The organism is Glycomyces sp. NPDC021274 (assembly GCF_040641195.1).
GTDB lineage: Bacteria > Actinomycetota > Actinomycetes > Mycobacteriales > Micromonosporaceae > Glycomyces.
On sequence record NZ_JBFADC010000002.1, the window covers coordinates 568,288 to 583,510 of the forward strand.

The 15,223-nt window shown below is 71.1% G+C and carries 15 protein-coding genes; 5 read left to right on the top strand and 10 right to left on the bottom strand.

All coding sequences use genetic code 11. The annotated features are described in order from the left end of the window. Window positions 1-4: 4 nt before the first annotated feature. The 6 genes from AB0I03_RS06480 to AB0I03_RS06505 form a co-directional block, all read right to left on the bottom strand. Complete coding sequence (locus AB0I03_RS06480; RefSeq protein WP_360407416.1) at window positions 5-832, bottom strand: carbohydrate ABC transporter permease; 828 nt, start codon at window positions 830-832, stop codon at window positions 5-7. A 1-nt stretch (window position 833) separates the two neighbouring features. Then, window positions 834-1,784, bottom strand: coding sequence for a sugar ABC transporter permease (locus AB0I03_RS06485; protein WP_360407419.1), 951 nt, complete (start codon window positions 1,782-1,784; stop codon window positions 834-836). A 7-nt stretch (window positions 1,785-1,791) separates the two neighbouring features. Further along, window positions 1,792-3,054, bottom strand: coding sequence for an extracellular solute-binding protein (locus tag AB0I03_RS06490; RefSeq protein ID WP_360407422.1), 1,263 nt, complete (start codon window positions 3,052-3,054; stop codon window positions 1,792-1,794). A gap of 39 nt (window positions 3,055-3,093) precedes the next feature. Next, window positions 3,094-4,905 carry a class I mannose-6-phosphate isomerase gene (locus AB0I03_RS06495; RefSeq protein WP_360407425.1) on the bottom strand — a complete coding sequence of 604 codons (1,812 nt, stop codon included), beginning with the start codon at window positions 4,903-4,905 and terminating at the stop codon, window positions 3,094-3,096. 10 nt (window positions 4,906-4,915) lie between these two features. Beyond that, window positions 4,916-5,800: an ROK family protein gene (locus tag AB0I03_RS06500; protein ID WP_360407428.1), complete on the bottom strand. Its 885-nt coding sequence runs from the start codon at window positions 5,798-5,800 to the stop codon at window positions 4,916-4,918. A 96-nt stretch (window positions 5,801-5,896) separates the two neighbouring features. Continuing rightward, the gene (locus AB0I03_RS06505; protein WP_360407431.1) at window positions 5,897-6,913 is read right to left on the bottom strand and encodes a LacI family DNA-binding transcriptional regulator; all 1,017 of its coding nucleotides are present in this window, start codon (window positions 6,911-6,913) and stop codon (window positions 5,897-5,899) included. Window positions 6,914-7,011: 98 nt separating this feature from the next. On the opposite strand from AB0I03_RS06505, the gene AB0I03_RS06510 reads away from it, so the two are divergent. From AB0I03_RS06510 to AB0I03_RS06520, 3 genes are all read left to right on the top strand, one after another. Next, window positions 7,012-7,635 (top strand): histidine phosphatase family protein, encoded by a 624-nt coding sequence (locus tag AB0I03_RS06510; RefSeq protein WP_360407434.1) that lies wholly within the window; start codon window positions 7,012-7,014, stop codon window positions 7,633-7,635. 120 nt (window positions 7,636-7,755) lie between these two features. Beyond that, a complete protein-coding gene (locus tag AB0I03_RS06515) occupies window positions 7,756-8,592 on the top strand; it encodes a serine protease (protein ID WP_360407437.1) in 837 nt (278 codons plus the stop codon). A gap of 113 nt (window positions 8,593-8,705) precedes the next feature. Beyond that, entirely contained in the window at window positions 8,706-9,656 is a 951-nt protein-coding gene (locus AB0I03_RS06520) for a threonine/serine dehydratase (protein ID WP_360407440.1), read from the top strand. Here the strand turns inward: AB0I03_RS06520 and AB0I03_RS06525 are convergent. Next, window positions 9,570-10,268 (bottom strand): hypothetical protein, encoded by a 699-nt coding sequence (locus AB0I03_RS06525; protein ID WP_360407443.1) that lies wholly within the window; start codon window positions 10,266-10,268, stop codon window positions 9,570-9,572. The genes AB0I03_RS06520 and AB0I03_RS06525 overlap by 87 nt on opposite strands. Window positions 10,269-10,474: 206 nt before the next feature. On the opposite strand from AB0I03_RS06525, the gene AB0I03_RS06530 reads away from it, so the two are divergent. Then, window positions 10,475-11,686 carry an ROK family transcriptional regulator gene (locus AB0I03_RS06530; protein WP_360407446.1) on the top strand — a complete coding sequence of 404 codons (1,212 nt, stop codon included), beginning with the start codon at window positions 10,475-10,477 and terminating at the stop codon, window positions 11,684-11,686. 77 nt (window positions 11,687-11,763) lie between these two features. Here AB0I03_RS06530 and AB0I03_RS06535 read toward each other — a convergent pair whose 3' ends face one another. Then, complete coding sequence (locus AB0I03_RS06535; RefSeq protein ID WP_360407449.1) at window positions 11,764-12,372, bottom strand: dihydrofolate reductase family protein; 609 nt, start codon at window positions 12,370-12,372, stop codon at window positions 11,764-11,766. A 42-nt stretch (window positions 12,373-12,414) separates the two neighbouring features. Beyond that, on the bottom strand, window positions 12,415-12,912 hold the full coding sequence (locus AB0I03_RS06540; RefSeq protein ID WP_360408119.1) for an Lrp/AsnC family transcriptional regulator: 498 nt from the start codon (window positions 12,910-12,912) through the stop codon (window positions 12,415-12,417). Between the two features lie 98 nt (window positions 12,913-13,010). Here AB0I03_RS06540 and AB0I03_RS06545 point away from each other — a divergent pair, with 98 nt between their 5' ends. Continuing rightward, window positions 13,011-14,237: an aminotransferase class I/II-fold pyridoxal phosphate-dependent enzyme gene (locus AB0I03_RS06545; RefSeq protein WP_360407452.1), complete on the top strand. Its 1,227-nt coding sequence runs from the start codon at window positions 13,011-13,013 to the stop codon at window positions 14,235-14,237. On the opposite strand, the gene sigJ is transcribed toward AB0I03_RS06545, so the two are convergent. After that, entirely contained in the window at window positions 14,176-15,090 is a 915-nt protein-coding gene (gene sigJ, locus AB0I03_RS06550) for an RNA polymerase sigma factor SigJ (RefSeq protein WP_360407455.1), read from the bottom strand. The two genes, AB0I03_RS06545 and sigJ, sit on opposite strands and share 62 nt — an antisense overlap. Window positions 15,091-15,223: the final 133 nt, after the last annotated feature.

Below are 15,223 nucleotides of genomic sequence, written 5' to 3' on the forward strand. Positions count from 1 at the left end.
ACTCCTAGTACTGCCCGAGGGCGAGGCCGCGGGCGAAGAACTTCTGCGTGAAGAGGAAGAGAACCACTGTGGGCAGTGAGGCGAGCAGGCCGCCTGCGAGCACCGTGGACATCTGCGCGCCGCCGTAGGTGCTCTGCATGCCGGCGAGGCTGGTCACGATGGGCCGCACGGTGTCGGACTGGCTGAGGACCAGGCCGAGCAGGAAGTCGTTCCAGATGAACGTCGCCTGGAGGATGAAGACCGCCACGAGCGCGCTCGAGGCCATCGGGAGGTAGACGCGGGCGAAGATGCGCCAGGTCGTCGCCCCGTCGAGCACGGCCGCCTCGAAGACGCTGTGCGCGATGCCGGTGAAGAAGTTGCGCATCACGAACGCCGAGAACGGGATCGAGATGGCCGTGTAGACGATGATCATGCCGAGCCGGGAGTCGAACAGGCCCACCCGCGAGTAGGCGTCGAACAGCGGCAGCAGGATCATCTGGATCGGGAACACGGTGCCGCCGAAGATGACGACGAACCAGGCGAAGCCGTGCCGCAGCCGGAGCGCGACGATCGCGAACCCGGCGGCGGCCCCGACCACGACGGCGATCGCGGGCGAGACGACCGCGTAGAGCAGGGTGCTCGCCGCGCTCTCGGCGAGCCCGGAGAGGCGCACCGCCTCGGCGATGTTCGCGAACAGCGAGAAGTCGGTGGGAATCCAGGACTCCTTGGTGGTGAACGACTCCGGCGACTTCGCGGCGTTGACCAGGAGCAGGTACACCGGCAGGAGCCAGAGCGCGCCGAGGACGGCCAGGACGGCGGTGCGGATGATGCGTGCGGTGCTTTTGAACGGCATGTCAGACCCCGTGCTTGCTGGAGAGCTGCTGGCGCAGGTAGAGGATCGAGGCCGCGAGCGTGACGACGGTGAGGAACACGGCGATCGCGGAGCCGAGGCCGTATTCGCTGTTCACGAAGGTCTCCTTGTACATCGTGAGGGCGAGCGTCTCGGAGGCCCGGCCGGGCCCGCCCTTCGTCATGCCCTGCACGATGTCGAAGGTCTTGAGGCTCGCGACGATCGAGAGGCCGACGACGACCGCGGTGAGCGGGCGCAGCATGGGCCACAGGATGCTCGTGAACAGGCGCATCCCGTTGGCGCCGTCGACCCGCGCCGCCTCCAGGGGTTCCTTCGGGATCGACTGGAGGCCGATCGTGAAGAGCAGGGCGTTCACGCCGACGCCCTGCCACGCGGTCGCGAGGATCATCACGACCGTGTTGAGCGGGGCGTCGACGAGCCAGCGCGGCGTGTCCGCGATGCCGAAGGCGGCGAGCGCCTGGTCGAGCGCGCCGTCGCCGGAGAGGATGAACGACCAGATCACGCCGACCCCGATGCCGGAGAGGGCGTACGGGATGAGGAACGGCAGCCGCAGCCAGGTGCCGCCCTTGAGGTTCCAGGTGAGCAGGGCGACGCCGAGGCCGATCCCGACCGGGACGAGAAGGGTGCCGAGGACCCACAGCAGCGTGTTGAGCACGGAGCCGATGAACCCGGGGTCGTCGAGCATCTCCAGGTAGTTCGCGAAGCCGACCCACTCGGGGTCGCCGAGGCCGTTGTACTCGGTGAGGCTGATGGCAGTGGTCCACAGCAGCGGCAGGTAGAGCAGCACGGCCACGGCGATCACGCCGGGCGCGATGAAGCCCGCGGCGGACCGGTCGAACGGGTCCTTGGGGCGCTTCCGGTCGGCCCGGTCGGGCCCCGAGGACCGGCGCACCGGGTCCTCGGGGCGCTGGAGGGTGGTCTGGTCGGACGTCATGCGGTGCTTACCCCTGGTCTGCCCAGTAGGCGTCGGCTTCGGCCTGGATGGTCTCCAGGAACGGGAGCGGGTCGCCGGGGTTGGCGATGAACGCGCCGAACTGCTCGAGGGCGACGGTGAGGATCGGCGTGGGCGTGGCCTCGTAGTAGCGGTCGTAGCGTTCGTACTCGTCGCCGGCGACGGTGGTGCCGAGCTCTTCGAGCATCGGGTCGGCCACGGTGGCCTGCGGGTTGAAGGCGACGTCGCCGCGGGCGGCGCTCCAGGCGGTCTGCGCGTCGGGCGACATCCACCATTCGGCGTACTCGAGGCCGAGGGTCTTCTGGGAGGAGTTCTCGGCGACGCAGAGCGGCCCGGATTCGACCGCGACGGGGGTCTTCTCGAGGTCGGGGTTCACGGCCGGGATGACGAACATGTCGTAGTCGGTCCCTGAGACCATGCCGGCGCCGTCGAGGGAGCCGTTGAAGAACGACCCGAAGTTGATCATGGCGAAGTCGCCCTGTTTGAGGCCGACGGCGGGATCGACCGTGCTGCCCGCGTCGCTGAACCAGCCGGCCTCCTGCTGGTCACGCCAGGTCTCCATGATGTCGACGATGCGCGGGTCGGTGTACTCGACCTCGCCCGTGGCGAGTCCGTTGTAGAGCTCGGGGTCGGTGCCGGCGACGAGCTGCTGGAACCAGGGGAAGGTGAACAGCGTGCTGGTCTGGTAGTACGGGGTGATGCCGGCGCCGCTGAGCTTCGCGGCGGCGGCGTCGAGCTCGGCCCAGGTGGTGGGCTCGGCGATGCCGTGCTCCTCGAAGAGCGGCTTGTTGTAGTACATGACCCAGTAGGCGACGTTCATCGGCACGCAGTACTGCTTGCCGTCGAAGGTGTAGGCGGCCTTGAGGTCCTCGCCGATCCAGCCCTCGTCCACGGCCTTGGCCCAGATGTCGGTGGTCTCGGCGACCAGGCCCTGGTCGACGAGTTCGGCGAGGGAGGGGCCGGTCTGCCAGGTGAACAGGCCGGGGCTCTTGTCGGTGCGGAAGGACTGCTTGATGAACGCGTCGTACTGGGCGGCGTCGGAGTAGCCGGTGGTGTCGAGGCTGATGTCGACATCGGTTTCGCTCTGGGCGTTCAGCTCGTCGAAGTCGGGCTCCCAGGCGGCCTTGTTCGTGTAGAAGTCGAGCGTGCCGCTGGTGGCGCCGTCGTCGGTCCCGCCGCCGCCGCACGAAGCGAGCAGCATGGAGGCGGCCGCGGCGGTCGCGACGGCGAGGGGGATCTTTCGTGATCGCATTGCGAACTCCTTTGTTCGGTAAGGGGGTGGGGTCGCGGTTCAGGCTTCGCCGGTCCGGGTGCCGCGGACCGAGGCTTTGACGGTCCCGAAGCGGTCGCTGCGGGAGCGGGCCGTGCGGCGGACGACGTAGGGGCCGACGGCGGCCGGGACGATGAACGTCTCGGCGTAGTGGACGGTGTAGGTCGCGAAAGCGCCTGCGGGGCTGATGATCTCGACTTCGTCGCCCTCGACGAGGTTGAGCACGTTGACGGTGCCCTCCGTGTCGTGGGCGGCCGCTTCCGAGAACCAGTGGCGGCGCACCTCGATGAACTCGAGCTCGTGGAGGCCGGTGCGCTCCTCCACGACATCGCCGTCGCGCCCGACCTCTTCGACCCGGTTGACGAGGTTCGCCTCGGTCCAGGCCGTGTCGCGCTTCCAGACGAGGTTGCGCTCGCCGTGGTCGATGTGGACCGGGCGCGGGACGCCGTCGAGTCCGAGGCGGCCCCAGTCCCAGAGTTTGAAGGTGAAGATGAACGGGGTGGCCGAGATCTCCAGGACCATCGAGTTCGCGCCCGAGCTGTGGATGGTGCCGGCGGGGATGAGGAAGTGGTCGTGCTTCTTGGCGGGGAACGCGTTCACGTACTGCTCGGCGGGGAAGGGCCGCTCGCCGCGCTCGGCGGCGCGGAGGTCGGCGAGCATCGCGTCCCGGTCGACGCCGTCCTTGGTGCCGAGGTACACGACGGCGTCGTCCCCGGCGTCGAGCATGTAATAGGACTCGTCCTGCGTGTAGTGCATCCCGAAGGTGCGCTGGATGTAGTCGGTGAGCGGGTGCACCTGGAGGGAGAGGTTGCCGCCCTCCATCGTGTCGAGGAAGTCGAAGCGGATCGGGAACTCGGCGCCGAACCGCGCGTAGGTCCGCTCCCCCAGCAGCGCTTCGGGTTCCGCGAGCACGAGGTCGAGGGACGGGATCTCGACGATCGCCCCCTCGGCGTCCTCGAAGAGCAGGGAGTTCTCCTCGGGCACGCAGTCGAAGCACCACGCGTAGTTCGGCTTGCCGGGGTCGAGGTCGAGCTTGCGCTTCATCCACTGGCCGCCCCACACGCCGGGGTCGAAGAACGGGACGACCCGCAGGGGCGCGTGCGCGGCGTCGCGGAGGCCGGCGCGGAAGGCCTCGCCGGTGATCATCCCGGCGGGGCGGTCACCGGCTTCGGCGGCGCCGATCGCGTTGGCGTCCAAGACGAAGTCGAGCCGGTCGAACAGGGTGGTCTTGTGCCGGTCGGCCACGCGCCATTCGACGAAGAACCCGCGCTTGTACTTGCGCAGCTGGTCCTCGTCCGGGTTCTCGGCGCGCCAGTTGGCGGCCCCGGAGCGCTGGCGCAGCTGGAGTTCCCAGCGGGCCATGTCGGCGAGCACCAGCGCGTACGGGTGTGCGAGGCGCTGGGCGACGAGGTCGGCGCCCCACCCGAGGAGCACGGAGGGTTCGGTGGCGCCGTCGACCTCGACGGCGAGCTTGTCGAGGCGCTCGGCGTCGTAGAAGGCGTCCACTGTGGCGTGTGAGAGGACGCCGAAGACGCGGTCGTCGGTGAGGTTGTCCGCGAAGCGGGCGTTGATGTGCGCGATGGGGAGCGCGGCGGCGTCCTCGACGTCGATGATCCGCCAGTCCGGCAGCGCACCCGCGATCGCCTTGGCGAGCAGGGGCAGGTCCGCTCCGGGGTAGGCGTCGACGACGAGGAGCGGCGCGCGCTCGCCCGCTTTCGCGGCGGCCGTGTCGGCGGCGGCGGTCCAGGCGCTCGCGCCGGTGAGGACGCGGGCGCCGGCCGGCAGCGGGACGGTCGGCTGCTTCTCGTACTGTCCGGGAGGGACGGTGGACACTGGCGCTCCTTCAGTTTCGGGGATCGGCGGCGAGGGCGGCGAGGCCGCGCAGGACCGAGAGGTCGGGGCGGTCGGGGACGACGAATGCGGGCCGGTGCGAGCTGGTCCAGAGGTGCTCGCGGACGTACGCCTCGATCGGTGCGGCGACGGCGGACCCGGCGCGCAGGATGCCGCCGGTGAGGATCACGACCTCGGGGTCGTAGGCGTGGCAGAGGGACACGGCGGTGGCGCCCCAGGCGCGGACGGCCCTCTCGCGCAGGGCGAGTGCCGCGTCGTCGTCGGTCTCGAAGAGCGCCTTGACATCGGTGACGGCGTCGCCGCGTACTTTGAGGTCGCGGCGCAGGGCCCAGGCGCCGGCGATGGACTCCGCGCAGCCGACGTTGCCGCAGTTGCACTGGGCGCCTGCGAGGTCGACGGTGAGGTGGCCGCCGAGGATGCCCGCGTGGTCGTGCGCTCCTCTGAGGAGGGTGCCGTCGATGAGCGCGGCGGTGCCGATGCCGGTGCCGAGGCTCATGAGGACGGCATCGCGCGCTCCGGCCGCGGAGCCGGTGGCGGTCTCGCCGATGAGCGCGGCGCGGGCGTCGTTCTCGATCACGGCGCGCAGTCCGAAGGACTCGCGGGCCCAGGCGATCAGGTCGAGGCCGTCGAGCCGGGGGTGCTTGTCGTGGGCCTTGACGAGGCGGCCGGCGGCGCGGTCGACGACGCCGGGGACGGCGATGCCGACGGTGGCCGGGGCCTGCATCGGGGTGGTCTCGGCGAGCAGCGAGGCGGCGGTGTCGCGGGTCCGTTCGAGGTCGCCTACGCCGGTGGGCACGGTCGCGGTGCGCATGGGCTCGCCCCGGTCGAGGATGCCGAGCTTGATCTCGGAACCGCCGAAGTCGATGCAGAGCTCCATCGCCCGTCTCCTTCCCTGCCGCATTGCCTAACGGTTGGTAACGTTACCAACGAGGGGCGAGTTTGGCAAACATGCAGTTCAAGACGGGTTCGCCCCTCAGGGATGCTCGATCGTGACGGGCAGTTCGATCGTGTTCGGGCGGCTCTCGGCGGTGCCCTCGAGCCTGGCGAACAGGAGGGTCGCGGCCTCCCGGCCGAGGAGGCGCGCGTCGTGGTCGATCACCGTCACCGGCACGGGCATCAGCTCGGAGAGCTCGAAGTCGTCGAAGCTGACGAGGGCCGGGCGGGGCCCGGGGAGGCCGTCGCGGATGCGCCGCCCGATCTCGCGCAGCGCGCCGATCGTGTTGCGGTTGTTGGCACTGAAGATCGCCGTCGGCGGCTCGGGGTGGTCGAGCATCGCTCGCGCGGCCCGGCTCGCCGCGTCCACGTCCTGCTGGTCCCGGGCGATGATCGACCGGTCGACCGGCACGCCGCGCTCGGTCATCGCCTGCTCGTAGCCGCGGTACCGGCGCTCGCCGGTGAACACGGAGCTGCGGTTGCCGAGGAAGCCGATGCGGGTGTGCCCGGCGTCGAGCAGCGAGACCGTGCCGCGGTAGGCGCCGCCCACGTCGTCGAGCAGCACCGTGTCGACGTCGAGGCCGGGGACGCGGCGCGAGGCGAGCACCAGCGGCACGTGGCCGAGGCGCTCCGGTTGCAGATGCGCGGCGTCGCCGCTGGTCGGCACCAGGATGAGGCCGTCGACCTGGCGGCCGATGAAGTCGCTCACGAGCTGGCGCTCGCGCCCGGCGTCCTCGCCGGTGTTGCCGAGGATGATGCGCCGCCCGTGCGCGGCGGCGACCTCCTCGACGCCGAGCGCGAAGTTCCCGTAATAGGGGTTGGCCAGGTTGGTGATCGCGACGCCGATGAGGCCGCTGGGCTGGCCGGGACGCAGGCTCCGCGCGTTCTCGTTGCGGTAGTAGCCGAGCTCGCGCACGGCCGCCATCACCCGCTCCTGGAGGTCGGGCCGCACGTTGACGCCACCCGCGAGCGTGCGGGACACGGTCATCGGGCTGACCCCCGCGAGCGTGGCGACCTCTTTGATCGTCGGCTGGCGCGCGCCACGCGATGTCGACATGCCCGCCCTCCTCTGCGTCGGCGCCAATCCTATGCGAACCCCGCGCCGAGCGCCGGTCTAGAGTCGGGCGGTCCCCCACCCCGAGAGGCCGGTACCCCGTGCGCACGCTCTACGTCGTCACCCACCAGCAGGCGACCCACCACGTCGACGGCCGCGTGGGCGGCTGGTACGACTCGGACCTCACACCCGCCGGAGTCGAGGCGGCCGGCCGTATCGCCGAGGCCCTGCGCGCCACAATCCCCGATGCGGACACAGTGGAGCTCTACTCGTCGGACCTCCAGCGCACCAAGCAGACCGCCGACGCCATCGGAAAGCGGTTCGGACTCGAGCCGGTCTTCGACGCGCGGCTGCGGGAGGCGTCCTTCGGCGAAGCCGAGGGGCACCCGCAGGCGCGCTGGGACGAACTGTTCACCCCGCCGCCGGTCGAAGGCGACCGGATGGGGCACCGGTACCTTCCGGGATCTGAATCGAGAGGCGAAGTGGCGCAGCGCATCTACGCGGCCATGGACGAGATCGTCATGAGCCCGTGCGAGCACCAGATCATCGTGACCCACGGCTACGCGTTCACGTTCGCGGTCGCCGCCTGGATCCGCATGCCGATCGAGGCGCTCGGCCACGCGCTCTTCAAAGCCCGCTCGGGCAGCATCACCACGCTCCACGAGGACGACCTGTACCGCGGACGCCTGGTGGTGCGGCTCGCCGACACGCGGCATCTCGACTGATCCCGGCTGGTCTTCGCTGCGGCACAACCGCTTCGGGAGGGGTCCCGGACGGAGCGGATATTTTCGGGCACAGGTGGGCCGATCAGGCCAACTCTCACCTACCCCCCGAAAGGATGCACAGTGGACAGGAACAGGAAGCACCTGATCCGCCTCGGCGCGGGCGTCGCCGCAGGCCTCGGTGCCGTGGCGATCGCCCTCACCGGCGTCGCCGCGAACGCGGAGGAACCCGAACCCAAGGGCGACTTCGAGACCAAGATCATCGGCGGCCAGCCTGCCGCCGAAGGGCAGTACCCCTGGCTCGTCGCCGTCGGCGACGCCGGCTCCGGCGACCCGTACGAGCGGCGGTTCTGCGGCGGCTCGGTGATCGCCGAAGACGTCGTCCTCACGGCCGCGCACTGCGTCGAGGAGGTCGAGGACCCCGACGACCTCGTGGTGTTCTCCGGTTCGGTCGACCTCGAATCGGACGACATCGTGGAGACCGCCGTGACGGACCTCCACATCGCGCACGACTACAACGAGCCGGTCGAACTGGCCAATGACTGGGCGCTGCTGCGCCTCGACGACGCGCTCGACGTCGAACCGGTCGAGATGGGCACCGACCCCGAGGAGTTCGACGTCCTCGAGGTCGCCGGCTGGGGCGAGACCGGCACCGGGTTCCCCACGGTCGCACGCTGGGTCGAGGTGCCGTTCGTCAGCGACGACGACTGCGAAGCGGCCTACCCCGGCGAGGTCGACCCGCAGACGATGCTCTGCGCGGGCGACCTCGCCAACGGCGGGGTCGACTCCTGCGGTGGCGACTCCGGCGGGCCGATCATGGCCCCCACCGATGAAGGCCTGATCCTGGTCGGCATCGTCAGCTGGGGCTACGGCTGCGCGCAGCCGGGCAACCCCGGCGTCTACGCCGAGGTCGCCGACTTCAACGGCGCGATCGACGACGTCCTGGAGGACTGGGAGTAATTCCAAATCCGCGGCGGGGCCGGGAGGGGCGACCCTCCCGGCCCCTTCCGCGCCCGAACCGCCGCGGCGCGGGTTACGGTCGGGACCGGCATGAGGGAAGGACCGATCTGACGATGATCACCCGCAAGGACGTGCTGGAGGCCGCCGACCGGATCGCCCCCTTCGTGCGGGACACGCCGCTCTTCGCGGCCGACCCCGGCGAAGGCGGCTGCGAACTGCATTTCAAGGCCGAGTTCCTGCAGCACACCGGGAGCTTCAAACCGCGGGGCTCGTTCAACCGGCTCCTCACCGCCAGGGAGGCTGGCGAACTCGACGCTCGGGTGGGCGTGGTCTGCGCCAGCGGCGGCAATGCCGGCCTGGCCGCCTCGTACGCCGCGGCGGCGCTCGGCGTCCCGGCCCAGGTCTTCGTCCCGGCCACCGCCCCGCCGATGAAGGTGGCGAGACTCCGCACGCTCGGCGCGCGAGTGCACCAGGTCGGCGAGCAGTACGCGGAGGCTTACGAAGCGGCCGGGCGGCATGTGGCGGCGACCGGGGCCGCGTTGGTCCACGCCTACGACCAGCCGGCCGTCGCGGCCGGGGCAGGCACCATCGCGCTCGAGATCCTGCGCGACCTGCCGGAGGTCACCCACATCGCCGTGGCCGTGGGCGGCGGCGGCCTGTTCGCCGGCATCGCCGCCGTCGCCGCCGCGCACGGCGTCCACGTCGTCGCCGTCGAACCCGAGCGGGCACCGACCCTCCATGCGGCACTCAAAGCCGGGAGACCGATCGATGTGGACGTCTCTGGTGTCGCCGCCGACTCCTTGGGGGCCAAACGGATCGGCGCGATCGCCTTCGCCGCCGCGCAGACCGCGACGGTGGATTCGGTGCTGGTGAGCGACGACGCGATCATCGCCGCCCGCCGCGCCCTATGGGACCGCCGGAGGGTGGTCGTCGAGCACGGCGCGGCGACCGCGCTTGCGGGCGTGCTCAGTGGACTGTCAGGGATCGGCCCCGGCGACAAGGTCGCGGTCGTGCTCTGCGGCGCGAACACCGACCCGGGCGACCTGGTCGCGGGACTGGCGTAGACCGGGACTTTCGTCCGAGTGCTCGTCCAGCCGCCCGTTGTCGAGCTGCAGCTGGACGGTGCGGGTCCAGCTGATCGTCGCCACGGTGGCGAACGCGCAGTAGAACAGGATCGCGAGCAGCACCGGCAGCGACGTCCAGGACGAGTTCGCGGCGGCCACCACCAGCGCGTAGCAGGTGAACGCGATCAGGGCCGCGGCGATGCCGCCGAAGGCGATGAAGATCTGCAGTTTGAAGATGCGGTACCGGCCCGTGAGTTCGCGGATCGTGACGGCCGCACGGTGGCCGATGTCCTGGTGCTGGCTCGGCGGCAGACCGGCGCGGGCGACCACGTGCTTCTCCAGGAGCAGCACCGAGCGGGACCGGCTGAGGGCCGCCGCGACGAGGATCTGGTGCTGGGCGTGCATGAACCACAGCGGCGCCGCGCTGAAGGCGGCGACCCATTCGCCGCCGATGGGCCGCTGGCCGCCGAGGGCGATGATGGCGAGGCCGAGGTACGTGACCTGGACGGCCACGAGCGCGAGGCGCTCGCCCGCGAGCGTGGAGAGCTTCTCGCGGTCGGTGGTGTAGAGGGCGAGGAGCGCGTCCGTCTCGCCGGAGGAGTCAGTCGCCATGCGAGGGCCTTTCGGTAGGGGTGTCGGCACTCCCTTCGCACTGTACTGCGCCCCAGCGACATCGAGGGCCCGGCGATGGTCGCAGGCGGCTGCTATAGGTTCGACGAGGCTTCACGCGGAACTTCGGGTCTTCGCGGGGCCCGAATCGGGGTGGATTCCCTTGTCAGTCTTCTAGGCCGGACCTTCGGCGGGATCTGGGAGTGCTCATGGCCGTCGCCCGGCTCACTTCACGCGACATCCGCAGCGAGTCGCGGCTCGTGGTCATGCGCGCCCTGCTCGCGGCGGGCGACTCGACCCGGAACGAGCTCGCGGACGCCACGGGGCTGAGCCTCGCGACGGTCTCGACGATCGTGCAGGACCTGCTCAAGTACGGGATCGTCGCCGAGACGGGCCTGCTGGCCGGGACGGTCGGGCGGCCGTCGACCGGTCTCCGCGTCAACGCCGATCGCGGCCGCGTCGTCGGCGTCTACGTGGAGGACCGCTACCTGGAGGCGACCGTGTTCGACGCGGCGCTGGGCGAGCTCGCGACGATCGAGGCGGTCTCCGACGAGCCCGTGCAGGAGGCTGACGACGTCATCGACTGGATCGTTCGCGGTCTCGACGCCGCTCTCGAACGGGCGCAGGCGAAACGCGACGACGTCCTCGGCGTCGGAATCCTGCTGCCCGGCGGCATGCAGCGCCCGGTGAAGGCCGAGCCGGTGGCGAGCGCGATCTGGCTCCACCTCGACCGCCTGCGCGACCGCCTGGACCTGCCGGTGGTGATCGACAACCCGCTCAAAGCCATCGCGACCGCGGAGCTGTGGCTCGGTGCCGGGCGGCGCTTCGCGAACGTCGTCGCCGTCAGCCTCGGGTTCGGCGTCGGGGCGGGCATCGTCCAGGACGGTGCGGTCGTGCGCGGCGCCACGAACTCGGCGGGCGAATGGGGGCACAGCCTCCTCGCGTTCGAGGGGCGCCGGTGCCAGTGCGGCCGCCGGGGGTGCGTGGAGGCGTACCTCGGGGTCCGGGGCGTCCGGCAGACCCTGGCCGAGACGGATCCCGGCCACCCGCTCACCGAAGGGCCGGACACGTTCGGGTTCCTTGAGGCCCTTGTCGACGCGGCCGAAGCCGGCGATGCGGCCGCGATCGCGACGGTCGAACGCACCGCCGAATTCCTCGGCGCCGCGCTCGCCGATCTCGTCGCCGTCCTCAACCCCGAGGTCATCGCCGTGACGGGCTGGGCCTCAGCGCCGGTGTTCCACGAGCGCATGATGCCGATCATCCGGCGCCGCGTTCTCGCCGACAGCCCCGGCGACGCGGCGGCCGACCTCGCTTTCGAGTTCCCCACCAGGTGCGGGATGGACGGCATCGCCGCGATCGCCTTGGAGCGGTACATGCGCGACCTCGGCCTGGTCACCACCCGGGTGATTCCGGCCCTCTGACTCGCCGGGCCGCGGGCGCTCGGCCGGGACGGGGAGCCGGTCTCGGCCGAGACGACGCGCGTGCGGAAGGTCGGGCCTCAGTTGAGGACGCGGTAGGTCACGTGGGTCACCGCGGTCGCGGCGCGGACGCTCAGCTGCTCCATGCGCAGCGGCGGAACGCCGTCGAAGAGTCGCGTGCCCGCGCCGATCGTGATCGGGACTATGTGGAGCCGCAGCTCGTCGATCAGTCCTGCCGCAAGGTACTGGTTGACGGTGGTCGCGCCGCCCATGACGGCGATCTCGCCGTCGCCGGCCGCCTCGCGGGCCTGCGCCAGTGCGGATTCGATGCCGTCGGTGACGAAGGTGTAGGTGGTGCCGCCCTCCATCGGCTGGGGTTCGCGCGCGTGGTGGGTGAGCACGAAGACCGGGGCGTGGTAGGGCGGGTTGGGTCCCCACCAGCCGTTCCACTCGCGGTCCCAATCGCCGCGGACGGGACCGAACATGTTGCGGCCCATGATGAACGCCTTCGCGGCGGTCATCTGGGCGATCTCTTCGGGGTTCTCCTCGGGGGTCTCGAACATCCAGGCGTGCAGCCGCTCGCCGGTGCCCTCGCTGCCGTCGTCGCCGAACGGGCGCTCCTCGGTCTGGTTGAGCCCGGCCGCGTAGCCGTCGGCCGAGATCGAGATCCCGCAGATCACCTTGCCCATGTGCGCCTCCTCGTTGATGGCTGGGGCTTCAGGATCGCATTGTCAGCGGGGCAGCACGCCGCGGCCTTCCCGGACCTCGAAGACGAGCTGGGTCTCGGTCTGGCGCACCACGGCGTGGGCGGTGACGTGCTCGAGGATGAGGTCGCGCAGCGCCTCGGGACCGGCGACGGCCACATGGAGGAGGAAGTCGTCGTCGCCGCCGACATGGAAGACCGTCATCACCCCGGGCAGTTCGACCAGGCGGTCGTAGAGGTTGTGGACGTGTTCGCGGCTGTGGCTTCCCAAGCGCACCTTGATGATCGCGTGCAGCGGTCGGCCGAATGCCTCGGGGTCGAGGTGCGCGGCGATGCCGGTGAGGACGCCGGATTCGCGCAGCGCGCGCAGGCGGTACGCGCAGGTCGACTCGGCGACGCCCGCGCGGGCCGCGAGCGCGGCGTTCGTCATGCGGCCGTCCTCGACGAGCGCGGCGAGGATCGCCAGGTCGGTGCCGTCCAGGGCCCCTGCCGGGGGTTGTGTTTTCTTCGGCCGCTCGTCCGCCATGCCCGCCTCGATCGCTGTTTCTTCATGGATTCCCGCGTTCGGCGCGGGTTTCTGCAGCAAGTATTGCAGGTTGTTGTGGTTCGGCTTACATTCTGGGCATGAACTCGCCTCGGCTGCAATCCGCCCTGCAATTCGACACCGTCGCGGTCCACGCGGGCCGCGAGGACTTGGCGGAGCTCGGCGTGCACGCGCTCCCGATCGACCTCTCCTCCACGAACCCTCTGCCCGGCATCGAGGCGGGCGGCCTCTCCTACGAGGCCATGGCGAACGGCGGGACGCCGACCGCTGAGGGCGGCTCGGTGTACGCGCGACTGTGGAATCCGACCGTGGCGCGGTTCGAGACGGCGCTGGCCCGGTTGGAGCACGCGGAGGCCGCGGTGGCGTTCTCCTCGGGAATGGCCGCGATGACCGCCGCGATCCTCGCGGGCGGGACCGGGCGGCACATCGTGGCGGTCCGCCCCCTGTACGGCGGGACCGACCACCTCCTGTCCTCGGGCCTGCTCGGGACGGCGACCACGTTCTGCGATGCAGCGGAGGTGGCGGGCGCGATCCGGCCCGATACGGTGATGGTCGTGCTCGAGACGCCGGCGAACCCGACGCTGGAGCTGGTGGACATCCGCGCGGTGGTCGAAGCGGCCCAGGGCGTCCCGGTGCTGGTGGACAACACGTTCGCGACGCCGGTGCTGCAGAACCCGGTCGATTTCGGGGCCGCGATGGTCCTGCACAGCGCCACCAAGTACCTCGGCGGGCACGGGGACGTGGTCGCCGGGGTGATCGCGTGCGGTGAGGGGACCGCGGCGGCGCTGCGGCGGGTGCGGGCGGTGACGGGCGGGCTGCTCCATCCGCTCGGGGCCTACCTGCTCCATAGGGGACTGACGACGCTGCCGGTCAGGGTGCGGGCCCAGCAGGCGGGCGCGCAGCGCGTCGCCGCCTGGCTCGAGCGCCACCCGGGAGTCGCCCGGGTCCACTACCCCGGGAGCGACGGCGACCCGAAGGGCCTGCTGGGGAGGCAGATGCGCGGCACCGGAGCGATGATCGCGGTCGACCTGCGCGGCGGTTTCGAGCAGGCCGCGCACGTCACGTCGGCGGTGCGGCTGTTCACGCACGCGGTGTCCCTGGGCGGCGTGGACTCGCTGATCCAGCATCCGGCCGCGCTCACGCACCGGCCCGTCGCCGACCACGCGAAGCCGACGGCGAGCCTGGTCAGGCTCTCGATCGGCCTTGAAGCGCCGGAAGACCTCATCGCCGACCTGGACCAGGCGCTCACGCCGCCGCTGTCCACGACCGCAGCTTCTCGGGATTCCGCACGGCCCACAGCCGCGTGATCCTGCCGTTCGCGGTCGCGAACGCGTAGACGGCCGCGACCGCGCCGTCCTGCCGCGCCACGAGGCCGGGCCGGCCGTTGACCGTGGTCTCGATGAGTTCTTGGCCGTGGACCTTGTCCGCCAGCGCCATCAGGTAGTCGGCGATGCGTGCGCCGCCTTCGATCGGGTGCAGCGTCGCGGTCACGAGCCCGCCGCCGTCCCCGGTGGCGAGGGCGTTCGGGTCGAGCAGGTCCACGAGTGCGGTCATGTCCCGGGACTCCCACGCGCGCTTGAAGTGCCGCACGGTATCGGCCTGCCGGGCGTCCGGTCCGACCGGGGGCCTGGCGTCGCCGATGCGACGGCGGGCCGAGGAGGCGAGCTGGCGGCACGCGGCCGGGGATCGGCCGACGATGGCCGCGACCTCGTTGAAGGGGTAGCGGAAGACGTCGTGGAGGACGAACGCGACCCGCTCGGCCGGGGTCATCGCCTCGAGGACGACGAGGAACGCCATGTTCACCGATTCGTCGAGCGTGACGCGGTCGGCGGGGTCGGCCGGGGCCGCGCCGGAGCGTCCGCCGAGCCATTCGCCGCCCGGCAGCGGCTCGGGAATCCATTCGCCCACATAGCGTTCGCGTCTGGCGCGCGCGGAGCCCAACTGGTTGAGGCAGATGCGGCCGGCCACGGTGGTCAGCCAGGCGGCCGTGTTCTCGACCGCCGCCTGCCCTTCGGGCGGCATCGAGTACCAGCGGACGTAGGTCTCCTGCACGGCGTCCTCGGCCTCGGAGAGCGAGCCGAGGAGCCGGTACGCCAGGCCGAGGAGCCGCTGCCGCTCCCCCATGATCGCCGCCAGTCCGGGGTCGTGCCGTTCGGTCATGGTGTCCCCTTTCGCTGTCCACGGTTCGACAGGACAGCCCGCGCGGATGTGAGGTCCGCCGCGGCGCCTCACATTCGCGAGGGTCGCACGGTCAGACCGGTGCCAGTGAAACCGCCACAGGAATGGAGCCGGA